Origin of the sequence: Streptomyces apricus (assembly GCF_008369065.1) — a bacterium.
GTDB lineage: Bacteria > Actinomycetota > Actinomycetes > Streptomycetales > Streptomycetaceae > Streptomyces > Streptomyces apricus.
In genome coordinates, this window is sequence record NZ_VDFC01000075.1 from 336,396 (window position 1) to 353,040 (window position 16,645).

Here is a 16,645-nt window from a genome sequence, read left to right on the forward strand (position 1 = left end):
TGCGCCAGTTCCGCAGGGCTATGCGCGGGCCGGGGCCGGAGGCGAAGACCCCCTCCGGCCCCGGCCCGCGCATAGCCCTGCGGAACTGGCGCATCTCCACGCGCCTGGTCTCGCTGCTCGCGCTGCCCGTGGTCGCGGCCACCTCGCTGGGCGCCCTGCGCATCAGCGACACCATGGACGAGATCCAGCAGCTCGAAAACATGAAGCTGCTGACCGACATGACCAAGCAGGCGACCGAGCTCGCCACGGCGCTCCAGGAGGAGCGCGACCGGTCGGCCGGTCCGCTCGCCAACGGCGGCAAGGCCAGCGACGTCGCCATCAAGGGCCTGCGGGACAAGACGGACCGTGCGCGTGCCGCCTTCCTGGAGGGCACCCACGAGCTCGACGACCAGGGCGGCAACGAGAACCTCGACGGCGTCCGGGACAACGTGGTGGCCATCGCCACCCAGCTGAACAGTCTCAGCAAGGTCCGCACCACCGCCTTCCAGGAGCAGGACAACTCCTCCCAGTCGGTCGAGGCGTACCACCGGCTGATCGAGCAGCTGCTCGGCCTCTCCCAGGACATGGCCGAGGCGACCAGCAACCCGGAGATGATCCAGCGCACGCGCGCCCTGGCGGCCTTCTCCTCCGCCAAGGAGTACGCGTCCATCCAGCGCGCGATCATCGCCGCGGCCCTGCCCGCCACGGACAAGACGGCCGGGGAGCTCTCCCCCAACGACCGGCAGTACGGTCTGTCCGCCTTCGAGAACCAGGCCTTCGAGCTCACCAGCTTCACCAGCATCTACGAGGGCAACGCGGCCGAGCTCACCAAGCCGCTGGACGACCCGAGCCCGACCATCAAGGACGCGGACGGCTACCTCCAGCGCGTGCTCCAGCGCAACAACGGCCTGGAGGCGCGGGCCAAGCGCTCGTACCTGGACTGGGTGGACGCCGACTCCGCCCGGTACCAGGAGATGTCGAAGATCGAGCTGACGCTCCTCAACCAGATGGAGCAGAAGGCCCGAGAGCTGCGCAACGAGGCCGAGCGGGAAGCCATCATCTCCGGTGCGCTGATCCTGCTGGTGCTCGGCGTCTCGCTCGTCGGCGCCTTCGTGGTGGCCCGCTCGATGATCCGCTCGCTGCGCCGGCTGCAGGACACCGCGACCAAGGTCGCCCAGGACCGCCTGCCCGAGCTGGTCAAGCAGCTCTCCGAGTCGGACCCGCAGGACGTCGACACCTCCGTCGAGTCGGTCGGTGTGCACTCCAGGGACGAGATCGGCCAGGTCGCCGCGGCCTTCGACGACGTGCACCGCGAGGCCGTCCGCCTCGCCGCCGAGCAGGCCCTCCTGCGGGGCAACGTCAACGCGATGTTCACCAACCTCTCGCGCCGCTCGCAGGGCCTCATCCAGCGCCAGCTCTCGCTCATCTCCGAGCTGGAGTCCCGCGAGGCCGACCCCGACCAGCTCTCCTCGCTGTTCAAGCTCGACCACCTCGCGACCCGCATGCGCCGTAACGGCGAGAACCTCCTGGTCCTCGCCGGTGAGGAGCCCGGCCGCCGGTGGACCCGCCCGGTCCCGCTGGTCGACGTGCTGCGCGCCGCCGCCTCCGAGGTGGAGCAGTACGAGCGCATCGAGCTCTCCTCGGTGCCGACCACCGAGGTCGCCGGACGCGTGGTCAACGACCTCGTGCACCTGCTCGCCGAGCTGCTGGAGAACGCCACCTCGTTCTCCTCCCCGCAGACCAAGGTCAAGGTCACCGGTCACGCGCTGCCCGACGGCCGCGTGCTGATCGAGATCCACGACACCGGCATCGGCCTCTCCCCCGAGGACCTCGCGGCGATCAACGAGCGGCTCGCCTCGCCGCCCACCGTGGACGTCTCGGTCTCCCGCCGCATGGGTCTGTTCGTGGTCGGCCGCCTGTCGCAGCGCCACGGCATCCGCATCCAGCTGCGCCCGTCCGACTCCGGCGGTACGACCGCACTCGTCATGCTGCCGGTCGACGTCGCCCAGGGCGGCAAGAAGGTTCCGGGCAACAAGCAGGGCCAGGGCGCTCCCGGCGTCAACGGCGGCCCGGCGGCGGCGCAGGCCGCGGCCGGTGTCGCGGCGGCCCGCCGCGGCTCGGGCGGTCCCGCCCTCGGCAACGGCGGCCAGCCCGGCGGCAACGGCGGTGGGCTGACCCCGCCGCCGCAGCGCGGCCAGGTCGGAGCGGGCAGCGCCCCGCGCGCGGCACTGCCCAGGCCCGACGCCGGCGGCGGCTTCCCGGGCGGCCAGGGTGCCCCCGGTGGCGCCCCGCGCAACCCGCAGGCCCCCCAGCAGCAGCCCCAGCAGAACAGGCCGGCCCCGGCCGGCGCGGGCGCCGCGCAGAGCTTCAACGGCTTCGGCAACGACTCCGGACGCCAGGACCTGTTCGGCGGCAACCGCCAGGACACCACGGGCGGCAACCGCCGTCCCGGGTCCCCGCAGCAGTCCCAGCAGCGGCCCGCCGGCAACGGCGAGCAGGGCCGCCGCCCCCAGCAGCAGTCGCCGCAGCTGCCGCCCCGCGGCGGTCCGCGCGCCGAGCTGCCGGGCGGCAACCCGCAGCCGCGCGTGCCGAGCTGGAGCGACGACAACGCCCAGCCGCCGGTGCCGCGTTCCGCGCCGGACGCGATGCGCGGCCACGAGGAGCCGGACGTCACCTCGCAGATGCCGAGGATCGACGACCGGCAGCACGGGCCCGCCTCCACCGCCGAGTTCCAGCGCCCCGACTACGACGCGCCGTTCCCCGGTGCGGGCGTCCAGCAGGGCGGCGGACAGCAGAACGGCGGCCAGTACGTCCGCCAGGACGTGTTCGGCACGCCGAACTCCGCCGGCGCGGGGCAGAACCAGCAGCACACCGGTCAGTACGACCGCCAGGTCCCCGCCCCGTACGACCGTCAGGACCCGGCGCAGTACGCGCCGACCGGCTACGACAGCGGCCACGGCCAGTACCAGGGTCAGAACCAGGGCCAGGGCAGGCAGGACACCGGCCAGTTCCCGGCGCAGGGCTACGGCGAGCGGCAGAACGGCGGGGGGACCGGCCAGTTCGAGCGGCCCGCGGCCGACGGCCGTCCGCAGCAGCAGCGCCCGCAGCGCCGCCGTCCCGCGCTCCCCCAGGAGCCGGCCAACGGCAGCGCGCCGCAGCGGCCCGACGAGGTCCGCGGACCGAACGACGGCTGGGAACTGCCGCCGGCGACGGGCCCCGGCGACGGGCGCACGCCCCTGTACGACACCCTGGAGACGAACTGGTTCAACCAGTCCCAGGGCCAGGCACAGGGCGGCGACGGCGCCCGGAACGAGCAGGTACCGCAGGCGCCCGCACAGGCTCCGGCGGCACCCCAGCGTCCGGCGGCCGCCGGCGCTCCCGCCTCCTCGTGGCGGACCACCCCCAATGACGAACTCGGCCGTCAGGCCGAGCGGGTACGCCAGCCCACCGCGGGTGGCGTCACCGTCTCGGGTCTGCCGCGCCGGGTTCCCCGCGCGAACCTCGTCGCCGGGACGGCTCAGCAGCAACAGCACCAAAGCGGTCCGCAGGTCTCGCGTGCGCCCGATGACGTACGCGGCCGGCTGACCAACCTTCGTAGGGGCATTCAGCAGGGTCGCCAGGCCGGTACCGGCCAGACCGGCAGCTTCCCCAGCCCCACTCACCAGCAGGAGCGTTAGTTGAGCCAGATGAGCCAGGCGGCACAGAACCTCAACTGGTTGATCACCAACTTCGTTGACAACACCCCCGGGGTGTCCCACACCGTCGTCGTCTCCGCGGACGGCCTCCTTCTGGCGATGTCCGAGGGCTTCCCGCGCGACCGCGCCGACCAGCTCGCGGCCGTCGCCTCCGGACTCACGTCCCTGACCGCCGGCGCCTCGCGCATCTTCGAGGGCGGCACGGTGGCCCAGACCGTCGTCGAGATGGAGCGGGGATTCCTGTTCCTGATGTCCATCTCGGACGGGTCGTCCCTCGCGGTCCTGTCCCACCCGGACTGCGACATCGGCCTCGTCGGCTACGAAATGGCTCTGCTGGTGGACCGTGCGGGCGCCGTGCTCACACCGGATCTGCGGGCGGAGCTCCAGGGCAGCCTGCTCCACTAGCAAGGTTCCATCGAAAACAGGAAAAACCGTCCGGCCGCCCTCCCCCCACCGGCCCCGTCAGACGGCACGACTGACCGACTTGCTGTCCCGCCCGGAGGATCCATGACCCCGCCCACCGCTTCTCATGATCCGTACGCGCAGCCGTACGAGGATGAGGGCGACCAGCCGCTGGTACGTCCGTACGCGATGACCGGCGGCCGGACCCGGCCGCGCTACCAGCTCGCCATAGAGGCCCTGATCAGCACGACGGCCGATCCGGCGGCGCTCATGGGGCTGCTCCCCGAGCACCAGCGGATCTGCCACCTCTGCCGTGAAGTCAAGTCGGTGGCCGAGGTCTCGGCCCTGCTGTCCATGCCGCTGGGCGTGGCACGGATTCTCGTCGCGGACCTCGCGGAAGCCGGACTCGTCGCGATCCACCAGCCGGGTGGCGACGAGAGCAACGGCGGCGCCCCGGACGTGACACTGCTCGAAAGGGTGCTCAGTGGACTTCGCAAGCTCTGACGGAGGGCGGGCGACCACCTCCGCGAAGATCGTTGTGGCGGGTGGTTTCGGCGTCGGCAAGACCACGTTCGTGGGTGCCGTCTCCGAGATCAACCCGCTGCGTACCGAGGCCGTGATGACGTCCGCGAGCGCCGGCATCGACGACCTCACCCACACCGGGGACAAGACGACGACCACCGTCGCCATGGACTTCGGCCGCATCACCCTGGACCAGGACCTGATCCTGTACCTCTTCGGTACGCCGGGCCAGGACCGCTTCTGGTTCATGTGGGACGACCTGGTGCGCGGCGCGATCGGCGCCGTCGTGCTCGTCGACACCCGCCGTCTCGCCGACTGCTTCCCCGCGGTCGACTACTTCGAGAACAGCGGGCTGCCGTTCGTCATCGCCCTCAACGGCTTCGACGGACACCAGCCCTACACGCCCGAAGAGGTGCGCGAGGCATTGCAGATCGGGCCCGACGCCCCCATCATCACCACGGACGCCCGCCACCGTTCGGACGCCAAGAGCGCGCTGATCACGCTGGTCGAGCACGCGCTGATGGCGCGCCTGCGGTAGGGCCCCGCCCGGAGGGATGATGTCCCGGCAATCAAGTCGGCAGAGCCGTACCGAAGTTGTCGTAGCCGCCCCGGAGCCGGCTGTGTCGTTTGACACGGCCGGTCCCGGTGTTCATAACGTTTCGACAGAGATATGCGGTGACGCCGCCACGCGTCGCAGTCGTCTGATGCCGCTGTGCAAACAAAAGCCCCGTCTTTTGGCGGGGCTCGTTCTTTATGACCGTTTTATCTGCGGCTCAGCTCACCCGGAATCTTTCGTTCCGAGTGTTTGGAAGAGCCCATACTGGCGTGCTGGAATGCCAGAACTGCCCAGTAGCAAGGGCCGGAAGACACACCCGGCACGACGCAGGTGCCGAGCCGAGAGGTTGTTGGTCGAGTGAGGCGAAGCAAGAACGGTCCCGAGCCGTCGGCGCGGGGCAACTTCACCCCGCCGCCGCGCGGAGCGGCACCCGCACACGTGCCCGGCTCGGAGCCGACGGCCCCGCCCCCGCCCAGCGGCGGGCGGCTGTCCCCGCGCAACTGGCGCGTACCGACCAGGCTGAACGCGATCCTGCTCATACCCGTGGTCGTCGGTCTGGTCATGGGCGGCTTCCAGGTGAAGAGCTCCATCGACACCTGGCAGGAGGCCGAGGACGCGGAGAACACCGCGCGCCTGGTCCGCGCCGCCCTGACCTACGGCGACAAGCTGTACTCCGAGCGCGACGTCACGGCCGCTCCCCTGCTCCAGGGCGACGGCGACAAGGACGCCACCGTCGTCAAGGCCCGCCAGGAGACCGACACCGCGGCCACCGCGTTCAACGAGGCCGTCAAGAGCATGCCCGCGAAAGCCGGTCTCGAACGCCGTCTGGAGATCTTCCGCAAGCAGGAGCCCAAGCTGGCCGCCCTGCGCCAGGCCGCGTACACCACGAAGCTCAAGGGCGTGGAGACCGAAGAGGGCTACGTCGAGATCCAGCACCCGCTGATGGAGTTCGCCAACGAGCTCGGTCTGGGCACCGGAAACATCACCAGCTACGGCCGTACGGTCTACGCGATCTCCCTCTCCAAGGCCGCCCTGTCGCTGCAGCGCTCAATCGGCATGCACCTGCTGATCAAGCCGGGCCCGTCCGACGAGAGCCTCGGCAAGCAGCGGGTGGCCCTCACCTCGTACGCCTACCTGGAGGGCATCGCCGTCGAGGAGTACATCGGCGGTGGCACCGAGGCGGACGCCGCCAAGCTCGACGAGGCGAAGAAGCGGATCGAGACCGAGGGCGCGGCCCAGGCCAAGGAGGCGGCCGAGGCCGCCGAGGCCAACGGCCAGACCTACGTCCCGCCGCCGTCCGAACCCACCGAGATGGTCGGCCGCCTGGGCACCCTCGCGTCGACCGACGCCAGCGCCCGGGTCGCCCTGGCCCGCGACGGCGTCACCGCCCAGAACTGGTGGGCGGTGAACACCGCCAAGTACAACGCCTACCGCACCATCGAGGCGGACCTCGCGGACAAGGCCGTGGCCGAGGCCTCGACCATCGCCTCCGACGCCAAGCGCGACGCCTTCATCACCGGTGCGGCCGTCGTCGTCGCCCTGCTCGCCGCCTTCATCCTGGCCGGCATGGTGGCCCGCCAGATGAGCCGCTCGATGCGCCAGCTGCGCAACGCGGCCTTCGGCGTCGCCGAGCAGCGCCTGCCGATGCTGGTCGACCAGCTCTCGCGCACCGATCCGGGCCGCGTGGACACCCGCGTCCAGCCCATCCCGATCACCACCACGGACGAGATCGGCGAGGTCGCCCGCGCCTTCGACCAGGTCCACCGCGAGGCCGTCCGGCTCGCCGCCGAGCAGGCCCTGCTGCGGGGCAACATCAACGCGATCTTCACCAACCTGTCGCGCCGCAACCAGTCGCTGATCGAGGGCCAGCTGACCCTGATCACCGACCTGGAGAACAACGAGGCCGACCCGGACCAGCTGGAGAACCTCTTCCGGCTGGACCACCTCGCGACCCGTATGCGCCGCAACGGCGAGAACCTCCTGGTCCTCGCCGGCGAGGAGCCGGGCCGCCGCTGGGACCAGCCGGTCCCGCTGGTCGACGTGCTGCGCGCCGCCTCCTCCGAGGTGGAGCAGTACGAGCGCATCGAGCTCTCCGGCGTCCCGGAGGCCGAGATCCACGGCCGCGCCGTGACCGACCTCGTGCACCTGCTGGCCGAGCTCCTGGAGAACGCCACCACGTTCTCCTCGCCGCAGACCAAGGTCCGCGTCACCGCGACCCGGCTGCCCGACGGCCGCATCATGGTCGAGATCCACGACAAGGGCATCGGCCTCACCGCCGAGGACTTCGCGGACATCAACCACAAGCTGGCCAACCCGCCGACCGTGGACGCCGCGATCTCGCAGCGCATGGGCCTGTTCGTGGTCGGCCGGCTGTCCGACCGGCACGGCATCCGCGTCCAGCTGCGCCCCTCGGGCGAGCAGGCCGGCACCACCTCGCTCGTCATGCTCCCCGACGCGATCACCCACGGCGGTGGCGGCGACCACCAGGTGCCGCGCGACGACTTCACGGTCTCGCAGATCATCCCGGAGCCCGAGCAGCAGCCGTTCCAGGGCGGCGAGGAGTTCCAGAGCATCCAGCCGCCGCCCCTGCGGACGGCCGCCGAACTGGGCTTCGACGACAGCCGCTACACCCCCGAGGTCCCGGACGACATACGTGAGCTGGACCCGGTGGGCCGCTCGCTGGTGCGGGAGGAGCGCCGCGCGGCCCTGGAGGCCCAGACCCAGGAGGGCGAGGACGGGGCCCCGTCGTTCCAGGGCGAGTTCGACCCCCAGCAGGCCTACGACAACGGCGACCGTACGTACGAGAACGGCGCGGCCGCCTTCGACGGCGCGCCCGCCGCGTACGCCGAGCCCCCCGCGTACGACCAGCAGACGCCGTACGCGGACCAGCAGCAGCCGTCGTACGACGAGACGTACTTCCCGCAGGACGGGAGCTACCCGGACCAGCCCTATGCGGAGCCGGTCCAGGAGGGGCAGCAGCCCGCCCAGGCCACCGCGCAGGACGGGTTCGCCCCCTTCGAGGAGCAGCCCTACCAGGACGACTGGCCGCAGCAGAACGCGTACCAGAACGGCTATGCGAACGAGTACGCTCCCGAAACGGAGTCCGCGCAGGCCGCTGACGTGGCCGAGCAGGACCGCGTAGGCTTCGATGTTCCGGGACCTGTTCCCTCCAGCGCCCCCGAGCTGACCGACGCCGGGCTTCCGCGCCGCGGAACCACCGACGCCGGACTCCCCCGCCGCGGAGCCACCGCGGGCGGACGGCAGTCCGTGGGCCAGGGGTCACCGGCTCCCTTCGGGAACAACAGCAGTACGAACGGCGGCGACAGCGGCACCGGCAAGGGCGACTGGCGGTCGAACAACGACCAGATGTGGCACCGGGCCGAAGCGCTGAAGCAGCCCAAGGCGGGCGGGGTCACCTCCTCCGGCCTGCCACGGCGCGTGCCCAAGGCCAACCTGGTCGAGGGCACCGCGGAATCGACCCCACAGGGCGGCCCCCAGGTCTCCCGCGCTCCCGAGGACGTCCGGGGCAGGCTGAGCAAGCTGCGCAAGGGTGTCCAGCGGGGACGCAACGCAGGCAGCGATACGAACGGCCAGGGCTTCGGCCCTGACAGCACCTACAACCAGGAGCGTTAGTGTGAGCCCGATGAGCCAGGCGGCACAGAACCTGAACTGGTTGATCACCAACTTCGTGGACAACACCCCCGGGGTGTCGCACACGGTGGTGGTCTCCGCCGACGGACTCCTTCTGGCGATGTCCGAAGGGTTCCCGCGTGACCGTGCCGACCAGCTGGCGGCCGTCGCGTCGGGCCTGACCTCACTGACCGCGGGCGCTTCCCGCATCTTCGAGGGCGGGAGCGTGAACCAGACCGTTGTGGAGATGGAGCGGGGATTCCTGTTCATCATGTCCATCTCCGACGGTTCCTCGCTCGCGGTTCTCGCACATCCGGAAGCCGACATCGGTCTCGTTGGGTACGAGATGGCCCTTCTGGTCGACCGTGCCGGTACCGTCCTCACCCCGGATCTGCGTGCCGAGCTCCAGGGGAGCCTTCTCAACTAACAGACAACCGATACGTTTTGGCGTCCCGTGCCCGTAAGGTTTCGGGACGCGGCCCTACAGTGACGGGCCCGGCACATACGGAGGAGGAGAAAGTGGCGACACCCCCAGGAGGTTCGTCTTCGGGCAACTGGTCCTACGGCCAGGGCCAGGGCGGCGACGGTTCGGCGAACCGTTACAACTTCCCCTCCGCACCGAGCCGGCACCAGCAGCCGTACGCCCCGCAGGGCCCCGGCCCGTCACCGTACGACCAGCCGCAGGCGCCGCGCATCCAGCCCGTGCAGCCGCAGCGGCGTTCGCCCGAACCGTCTCCCGCGGGGGGCGCCAGCAATCCGCTGGTCCGCCCCTACGCGATGACGGGCGGCCGCACCAGGCCGCGGTACCAGCTCGCCATCGAGGCACTGGTGCACACCACCGCGCAGCCGCACCAGATGCAGGGGCAGTTGCCCGAGCATCAGCGGATCTGCAACCTCTGCCGGGAGATCAAGTCGGTGGCCGAGATCTCGGCCCTCCTGACGATCCCTCTCGGCGTGGCCAGAATCCTCGTCGCCGACCTGGCGGAGGCGGGCCTGGTCGCCATTCATCAGCCCGGCGGCGACGAGAGCGCCGGCGGCCAGCCAGACGTGACACTGCTCGAAAGGGTGCTCAGTGGACTTCGCAAGCTCTAGCGGCGGTCCTTCCCGCTCCACCACCTCGGCAAAGATTGTGGTGGCGGGTGGCTTCGGCGTGGGGAAGACCACGTTCGTCGGGGCCGTCTCGGAGATCAACCCGCTGCGTACCGAGGCCGTGATGACGTCCGCTTCGGCGGGCATCGACGACCTCACCCACACCGGGGACAAGACCACCACGACGGTGGCCATGGACTTCGGTCGTATCACCCTGGACCAGGACCTGATCCTGTACCTCTTCGGTACGCCGGGCCAGGACCGCTTCTGGTTCATGTGGGACGACCTGGTGCGCGGCGCGATCGGCGCGATCGTGCTCGTCGACACGCGTCGGCTGGCCGACTGCTTCCCCGCGGTCGACTACTTCGAGAACAGCGGGCTGCCGTTCGTCATCGCCCTCAACGGCTTCGACGGCAGCCAGCCGTACAACCCGGACGAGGTCCGGGAGGCGCTCCAGATCGGCCCCGACACGCCGATCATCACGACGGACGCGCGGCACCGGGCGGACGCGAAGTCGGCGCTGATCACGCTCGTTGAGCACGCCTTGATGGCGCGCCTGCGGTAGCCTGCGGCGCCGCCTGCCCGTGGAAAAGGGGCCCCTCTCCGGAGAGGGGCCCCTTTTCATGCCCCAAGCCCGGTACCGCGCGTACGTCGCCGGCTGCGGGCCGGTGGGGGCTGGTCGCGCAGTTCCCCGCGCCCCTAAAGGCACCCTGTCTTTCAGGGGCGCGGGGAACTGCGCGAGCGGCCCCCACCGGCCCGCGGACGAAGGCAGTCCTGAGGCGCGCGGCGGCACGCGGAAGGGCCCCCTCCCTGAGGAGGGGGCCCTTCCGAAAAAGCTCAGCGCCAGCTGTGCGGGGCGCGGAAGCCCGGCTCGCGCTCCAGCCRGCGCCAGCCCGCGCGGGCGTGGGCGTGGGCGCGGTGGGCCGGGGCGTCCGCGGGGGCGGAGGCGGCGCGGGCCAGCAGGATCGCCGTGACCGCGGCTACTTCCTCGGGCCCGGCCTGGCCCTTCTCGACGCGGATATCAGGAGTGTCCATGGGTGTCAGTCTCCGGGAGAGAGGGGTACGTGGGGTTTCCGCGGCGGGTCCGCCGCGTTACCGCTGCGCCTACTGCGGCGGGTTGCCGTGCTTGCGGGACGGCAGGTCCGCGTGCTTTGTGCGGAGCATCGCGAGCGAGCGGATGAGGACCTCGCGGGTCTCTGCGGGGTCGATGACGTCGTCGACCAGGCCGCGTTCGGCCGCGTAGTAGGGGTGCATCAGCTCGGACTTGTACTCCTTGACCATGCGCACGCGCATCGCCTCGGAGTCGTCCGCGTCCGCGATCTGCCGCCGGAAGATGACGTTCGCGGCGCCCTCGGCGCCCATCACGGCGATCTCGTTGGTGGGCCAGGCGTAGGTGAGGTCGGCGCCGATGGACTGGCTGTCCATGACGATGTAAGCGCCCCCGTAGGCCTTGCGGAGGATGAGGGAGATCCGGGGCACGGTGGCGTTGCAGTAGGCGTACAGCAGCTTGGCGCCGTGGCGGATGATTCCGCCGTGCTCCTGGTCGACACCGGGCAGGAAGCCCGGTACGTCCAGCAGCGTCACGATCGGGATGTTGAAAGCGTCGCACATCTGGACGAAGCGCGCAGCTTTTTCCGACGCCTCGATGTCCAGGACGCCCGCCAGGGCCTGGGGCTGGTTGGCGACGATGCCGACGACCTGGCCGTCGAGCCGCGCCAGCGCGCAGATGATGTTGCGGGCCCAGCGCTCGTGGACCTCCAGGTAGTCGCCGTCGTCGACGAGTTCCTCGATGACCTTGGCCATGTCGTACGGACGGCTGCCGTCCGCGGGCACGAGGTCCAGGAAGACGTCCGAGCGGCGGTCCGGGGTGTCGTCGGTGGGCGTGACCGGCGGGTTCTCGCGGTTGTTCTGCGGCAGCATCGACAGGAGGTAGCGCACCTCCGCGATGCAGGTCTCCTCGTCGTCGTAGGCGAAGTGCGCCACCCCGCTGGTCTCGGCGTGCACGTCCGCGCCGCCCAGACCGTTCTGGGTGATCTCCTCGCCGGTGACCGCCTTGACGACGTCGGGACCGGTGATGAACATCTGCGAGGTCTCACGGACCATGAACACGAAGTCGGTCAGCGCCGGGCTGTAGGAGTCCGGCCGGTCCGCCGGGTGCGCCGCAGCCGGGCCACGGCGGGGGACGGGGCGGCCGGGCGCACCCGGCGGACCGGCCGGACTCGGCGGACCGGGCGGATCAGGCGGGCCGGGCGGAGGGCCTTCACGTACGTGCCCCGGCGCCCGGCTCCCGGTCGCCGGCGCCGCTGCTGCCGCCCAGCCGGTAGCCGACTCCACGCACCGTCCCGATGGGGTCGGGCGCCCCGAGCCGCCGTCGCAGCTGCTTGATTAGGACGTCGACCACGTTGGACATCGGCTCGCTCGCCTCGTCCCAGCAGCTCTCGATCAGCTCCGTGCGCGTCACCACCTCACCGGCGCGCAGCATCAGCACCTCCAGCACCGCGAACTCCTTCGCGGACAGGCTGAGCAGCACCCCGGCCCGGGACACGCGGCGCCGGGGGAGGTCGACCTCCAGGTCGTCCACCCGCAGGACCGGCAGCCGCGCGGGCTGCTCCCTGCGGCACAGCGCCCGCACCCGTACGACGAGTTCGGCGAAGGCGAAGGGCTTGACCAGGTAGTCGTCCGCCCCGTGCTCGAAGCCCGCCACCCGGTCGCTCACCGCGTCCAGCGCGGTCAGCAGCAGGAAGGGGAGGGCCGATCCGGTCCGCCGGTGCGCGGCGAGCAGGGTGAGCGAGTCGCCGTCCGGCACCGAGCGGTCGGCCACGACGCAGTCGTAGCGGTTGACCGAGAGCTTGAGGTCCGCTTCGGCGAGCGTCCGCGCGAGGTCGACGGCGAACCCCGCGCCCCGCAGCTGAGCTGCGACGACGGGCCCGAGCTCGGGGTCGTCCTCCAGGACCAATACACGCATGGCCCGGAGCTTAGACGGTGCGGCCGGAGGCCCGGCAGGGTGTGCTTGAGTGGGGTCCCGCGGACGCCTTCCGCCCCGTCGGCGCCCCCCACACCCCGCTGTTCCCGAACGGACCGGACCCCGATGCACGTACTGATCCTCGGCGGCACGACGGAAGCCCGGCAGCTGGCCGGGCTGCTGCACGGCGTCCCGGGCCTGCGCCTGACCAGTTCTTTGGCGGGACGGGTCGCCGGTCCCCGGCTGCCTCCGGGCGAGGTCCGCACCGGCGGTTTCGGCGGGGCGGCGGCGATGGCGGGGTGGCTGCGCGCGCACGCCGTGGACGTGCTCGTCGACGCCACCCACCCGTTCGCCGGGGCGATCAGCTTCCACGCGGCGGAGGCGGCCGCCGCGGCCCGGGTCCCCCTGCTGGCGCTGCGCCGTCCCGGCTGGGAACCGGTCGAGGGCGACGTCTGGCACGAGGCGGGTTCGCTCGCGCAGGCCGCGGAACTGCTGCCCGGGCTGGGGCGTCGCGTCTTCCTCACCACCGGGCGCACGGGCCTGGCCGCGTTCGCGGGCCTGGACGACCTGTGGTTCCTCGTACGGTCCGTCGAGGCACCGGAGCCGCCGGGGCCGGCCCGCATGGACGTCCTGCTCGACCGGGGCCCCTTCGACCTCGACGGGGAGCGCGGGCTGCTGCGCCGCCACCGCATCGACGTCGTGGTGACGAAGGACAGCGGGGGCGTGGCCACCGCGCCGAAGCTGACCGCCGCGCGGGAGGCCGGACTGCCGGTGGTCGTGGTCCGCCGGCCGCCGGTCCCCGAGGGGGTCGAGGTGGTGGCCGACGCCGGGGCGGCGGCCCGCTGGGTCAGGGAGTACCTCGGCCGCGCCGCCGCGCCGCCCGCCGGTGGATGACGCCGCGACCCCTTCAAGGACGTGCGGCGACGGGCCCTACTCCTCCTCGCTGGCGATCGCGTTGACCGCGGAGGCGGCGAGGGCGCTGCCGCCGCGCCGGCCGCGTACCACCAGGTGCTCCAGGCCGTAGGGGTTGGCGGCGAGGGCGTCCTTGGACTCGGCGGCGCCGACGAAGCCGACGGGGACGCCGATGACGGCGGCGGGGCGGGGCGCGCCGTCCCGGACCATCTCCAGGAGGCGGAAGAGGGCGGTGGGCGCGTTGCCGACGGCGACCACGGCGCCCTCCAGCCGGTCGCGCCACAGCTCCAGGGCGGCGGCGCTGCGCGTGGTGCCGAGCCGCGCGGCCAGGCCGGGCACGGCCGGGTCGGAGAGGGTGCACAGCACCTCGTTGCCGGCGGGCAGCCGCTTGCGGGTGATGCCGGAGGCGACCATCTGCACGTCGCAGAGGACGGGCGCGCCGGCGCGCAGGGCCTCGCGGGCGCGGGTCACCACGCCGGGGCTGTGGGCGAGGTCGCGTACGAGGTCGATCATGCCGCAGGCGTGGATCATCCGCACGGCGACCTGGGCGACGTCGGCGGGCAGCTCCGTGAGGTCCGCCTCCGCGCGGATGGTGGCGAAGGACCGGCGGTAGATGGCCGCGCCGTCCTTCTCGTACTCGTACGCGTACTCGGGGGAGTGCTGGGGGGCGTGCTCGTACTCGTGGTCGCACTCGGGGTCGTACGTGGTCACGGGGTTCTTCTCACTGTTCTCGGCCGGTGTGCGGCGCGGGTTCACGGATGATCGCCGCCGCGAGCCTACCTCGGCAGGAATCCCCTATTGCTGCTAGCGTGCACTTGCACATGAGTGGCAATAACACGGCCGGAGGATGTTGAACATGGCGGTTTACACGCTCCCGGAACTCCCGTACGACTACGCGGCGCTCGAACCCGTCATCAACCCGCAGATCGTCGAGCTGCACCACGACAAGCACCACGCGGCGTACGTGAAGGGCGCGAACGACACCCTGGAGCAGCTGGCGGAGGCGCGCGACAAGGAGGCCTGGGGCTCGATCAACGGTCTGGAGAAGAGCCTCGCCTTCCACCTGTCCGGCCACATCCTGCACTCGATCTACTGGCACAACATGACCGGTGACGGCGGCGGCGAGCCCCTGGCGGCGGACGGCGTGGGGGACCTGGCGGACGCGATCACCGAGTCGTTCGGCTCCTTCGCCGGTTTCAAGGCGCAGCTCACCAAGGCGGCGGCGACCACCCAGGGTTCGGGCTGGGGCGTCCTGGCCTACGAGCCGCTGAGCGGGCGGCTGATCGTCGAGCAGGTCTACGACCACCAGGGCAACGTCGGCCAGGGCTCGACCCCGATCCTGGTCTTCGACGCCTGGGAGCACGCCTTCTACCTGCAGTACAAGAACCAGAAGGTCGACTTCATCGACGCGATGTGGGCCGTCGTCAACTGGCAGGACGTGTCCCGCCGTTACGCCGCCGCCAAGGAACGCGGCGACAGCCTGCTGCTCGCCCCCTGACGCCGTAGCCGCGTCTCCACGGACGTCCTGCTCGTGATCGTCTTCTCAACCTTCACCTGCAGGCGGTACACCGGAGGGCTCCCGCGAGGACGTGACTCGCGGGAGCCCTTCTGTATGGCCGTACAGGTCCCCGGGGCCCGCGGTCAGGTGCGCCAGCTGTGCGGGGCGCCGAACGCGGGAGCGCGCCACCTGCGCCCCGGGTGGTGACCGCGCCGGGCCGCCGCCGCCGGTGTGCGGGCGGCCGCGCGGGCCAGCAGGACCGCCGTGATCGCGGCGACCTCCTCGGGTCCGGCCTCACCCTTCTCCACGCGCAGCATCGTCATACCGTTCCGGCCTTTCGTCGGGTGCGTACGGACGCGGACACGTCCGTCACTGAGGGGGGTTGCCGTGCTTGCGGGACGGCAGGTCCGCGTGCTTGGCGCGCAGGGCGGCGAGTGAGGCGATGAGCGTCCGCCGGGTGTCCGCGGGGTCGATGACGTCGTCGACCAGGCCGCGTTCGGCCGCGTAGTAGGGGTGCATCAGCTCGGACTTGTACTCCTTCACCAGACGCGCCCGCATCGCCTCGGGGTCGTCCGCCGCCGCGATCTGCCGCCGGAAGATGACGTTGGCCGCACCTTCCGCGCCCATCACGGCGATCTCGTTGGTGGGCCAGGCGTAGGTGAGGTCGGCGCCGATGGACTGGCTGTCCATGACGATGTACGCGCCGCCGTAGGCCTTGCGCAGCACCACGCTGATCCGCGGGACCGTCGCGTTGCAGTACGCGTACAGCAGCTTGGCGCCGTGGCGGATGATCCCGCCGTGCTCCTGGTCCACCCCCGGCAGGAAGCCCGGCACGTCCAGGAACGTGACGACGGGGATGCTGTACGCGTCGCACAGCTGGACGAAGCGGGCCGCCTTTTCCGACGCCTCGATGTCCAGGACGCCCGCCAGCACCTGGGGCTGGTTCGCCACGATGCCGACGACCTGCCCGTCGAGCCGCGCCAGCGCGCAGACGATGTTCCGCGCCCAGCGCTCGTGGACCTCCAGGTACTCGCCGTCGTCGACGACCTCCTCGATCACCTTCGTCATGTCGTACGGACGGCTGCCGTCCGCCGGAACCAGATCCGGCAGGGCCTCGCCGCGGCGTCCCGCCGGATCGTCGCACGGCACCTCCGGCGGGTTCTCGCGGTTGTTCTGCGGCAGCATCGACAGGAGGTAGCGCACCTCCGCGATGCAGGTCTCCTCGTCGTCGTAGGCGAAGTGCGCCACCCCGCTGGTCTCGGCGTGCACGTCCGCGCCGCCCAGACCGTTCTGGGTGATCTCCTCGCCGGTGACCGCCTTGACGACGTCGGGACCGGTGATGAACATCTGCGAGGTCTCACGGACCATGAACACGAAGTCGGTCAGCGCCGGGCTGTAGG

The 16,645-nt window shown here is 71.4% G+C and carries 15 protein-coding genes and 1 pseudogene; 10 read left to right on the plus strand and 6 right to left on the minus strand.

Translation table 11 applies throughout. The features are described 5' to 3' along the window. The first annotated feature begins 20 nt into the window (after window positions 1-20). From FGF04_RS35140 to FGF04_RS35175, 8 genes are all read left to right on the plus strand, one after another. Complete coding sequence (locus tag FGF04_RS35140) at window positions 21-3,656, plus strand: sensor histidine kinase (RefSeq protein ID WP_149515425.1); 3,636 nt, start codon at window positions 21-23, stop codon at window positions 3,654-3,656. Between the two features lie 9 nt (window positions 3,657-3,665). After that, window positions 3,666-4,079 (plus strand): roadblock/LC7 domain-containing protein, encoded by a 414-nt coding sequence (locus FGF04_RS35145; RefSeq protein ID WP_055520031.1) that lies wholly within the window; start codon window positions 3,666-3,668, stop codon window positions 4,077-4,079. Between the two features lie 102 nt (window positions 4,080-4,181). Beyond that, complete coding sequence (locus FGF04_RS35150) at window positions 4,182-4,580, plus strand: DUF742 domain-containing protein (protein WP_149515426.1); 399 nt, start codon at window positions 4,182-4,184, stop codon at window positions 4,578-4,580. Then, window positions 4,561-5,136: a GTP-binding protein gene (locus FGF04_RS35155; protein ID WP_055520027.1), complete on the plus strand. Its 576-nt coding sequence runs from the start codon at window positions 4,561-4,563 to the stop codon at window positions 5,134-5,136. Before FGF04_RS35150 ends, FGF04_RS35155 begins: the two co-directional genes overlap by 20 nt. Before the next feature lie 375 nt (window positions 5,137-5,511). Continuing rightward, window positions 5,512-8,787 carry a nitrate- and nitrite sensing domain-containing protein gene (locus FGF04_RS35160; protein ID WP_149515427.1) on the plus strand — a complete coding sequence of 1,092 codons (3,276 nt, stop codon included), beginning with the start codon at window positions 5,512-5,514 and terminating at the stop codon, window positions 8,785-8,787. Between the two features lie 10 nt (window positions 8,788-8,797). Then, entirely contained in the window at window positions 8,798-9,211 is a 414-nt protein-coding gene (locus FGF04_RS35165) for a roadblock/LC7 domain-containing protein (protein ID WP_033321188.1), read from the plus strand. 92 nt (window positions 9,212-9,303) lie between these two features. Beyond that, complete coding sequence (locus FGF04_RS35170; protein WP_149515428.1) at window positions 9,304-9,876, plus strand: DUF742 domain-containing protein; 573 nt, start codon at window positions 9,304-9,306, stop codon at window positions 9,874-9,876. After that, window positions 9,857-10,438 (plus strand): GTP-binding protein, encoded by a 582-nt coding sequence (locus FGF04_RS35175; protein ID WP_006375305.1) that lies wholly within the window; start codon window positions 9,857-9,859, stop codon window positions 10,436-10,438. The genes FGF04_RS35170 and FGF04_RS35175 overlap by 20 nt, the downstream gene beginning before the upstream one ends. A gap of 272 nt (window positions 10,439-10,710) precedes the next feature. On the opposite strand, the gene FGF04_RS35180 is transcribed toward FGF04_RS35175, so the two are convergent. From FGF04_RS35180 to FGF04_RS35190, 3 genes and pseudogenes are all read right to left on the minus strand, one after another. Further along, the gene (locus FGF04_RS35180) at window positions 10,711-10,908 is read right to left on the minus strand and encodes an acyl-CoA carboxylase subunit epsilon (RefSeq protein ID WP_149515429.1); all 198 of its coding nucleotides are present in this window, start codon (window positions 10,906-10,908) and stop codon (window positions 10,711-10,713) included. Window positions 10,909-10,977: 69 nt separating this feature from the next. Next, window positions 10,978-12,006, minus strand: a pseudogene (locus FGF04_RS35185) (acyl-CoA carboxylase subunit beta); the annotation flags it as partial. Between the two features lie 127 nt (window positions 12,007-12,133). Next, a complete protein-coding gene (locus FGF04_RS35190) occupies window positions 12,134-12,838 on the minus strand; it encodes a winged helix-turn-helix domain-containing protein (RefSeq protein ID WP_149515430.1) in 705 nt (234 codons plus the stop codon). A 123-nt stretch (window positions 12,839-12,961) separates the two neighbouring features. On the opposite strand from FGF04_RS35190, the gene FGF04_RS35195 reads away from it, so the two are divergent. Next, the gene (locus FGF04_RS35195; protein ID WP_149515431.1) at window positions 12,962-13,729 is read left to right on the plus strand and encodes a cobalt-precorrin-6A reductase; all 768 of its coding nucleotides are present in this window, start codon (window positions 12,962-12,964) and stop codon (window positions 13,727-13,729) included. Between the two features lie 36 nt (window positions 13,730-13,765). Here FGF04_RS35195 and FGF04_RS35200 read toward each other — a convergent pair whose 3' ends face one another. Beyond that, window positions 13,766-14,458, minus strand: a complete 693-nt coding sequence (locus FGF04_RS35200; RefSeq protein ID WP_149515432.1) for a precorrin-8X methylmutase — start codon at window positions 14,456-14,458, stop codon at window positions 13,766-13,768. Window positions 14,459-14,603: 145 nt separating this feature from the next. Between FGF04_RS35200 and FGF04_RS35205 the strand changes: the two genes are divergently transcribed. Continuing rightward, window positions 14,604-15,245: a superoxide dismutase gene (locus FGF04_RS35205; RefSeq protein ID WP_149515433.1), complete on the plus strand. Its 642-nt coding sequence runs from the start codon at window positions 14,604-14,606 to the stop codon at window positions 15,243-15,245. A 143-nt stretch (window positions 15,246-15,388) separates the two neighbouring features. Here FGF04_RS35205 and FGF04_RS35210 read toward each other — a convergent pair whose 3' ends face one another. Together FGF04_RS35210 and FGF04_RS35215 are read right to left on the minus strand one after the other, a co-directional pair. After that, window positions 15,389-15,568, minus strand: coding sequence for an acyl-CoA carboxylase epsilon subunit (locus tag FGF04_RS35210; protein WP_149515434.1), 180 nt, complete (start codon window positions 15,566-15,568; stop codon window positions 15,389-15,391). 46 nt (window positions 15,569-15,614) lie between these two features. Then, window positions 15,615-16,645, minus strand: a 1,031-nt coding sequence (locus FGF04_RS35215) for an acyl-CoA carboxylase subunit beta (protein WP_328596448.1), incomplete at its 5' end; no start/stop codon positions are given.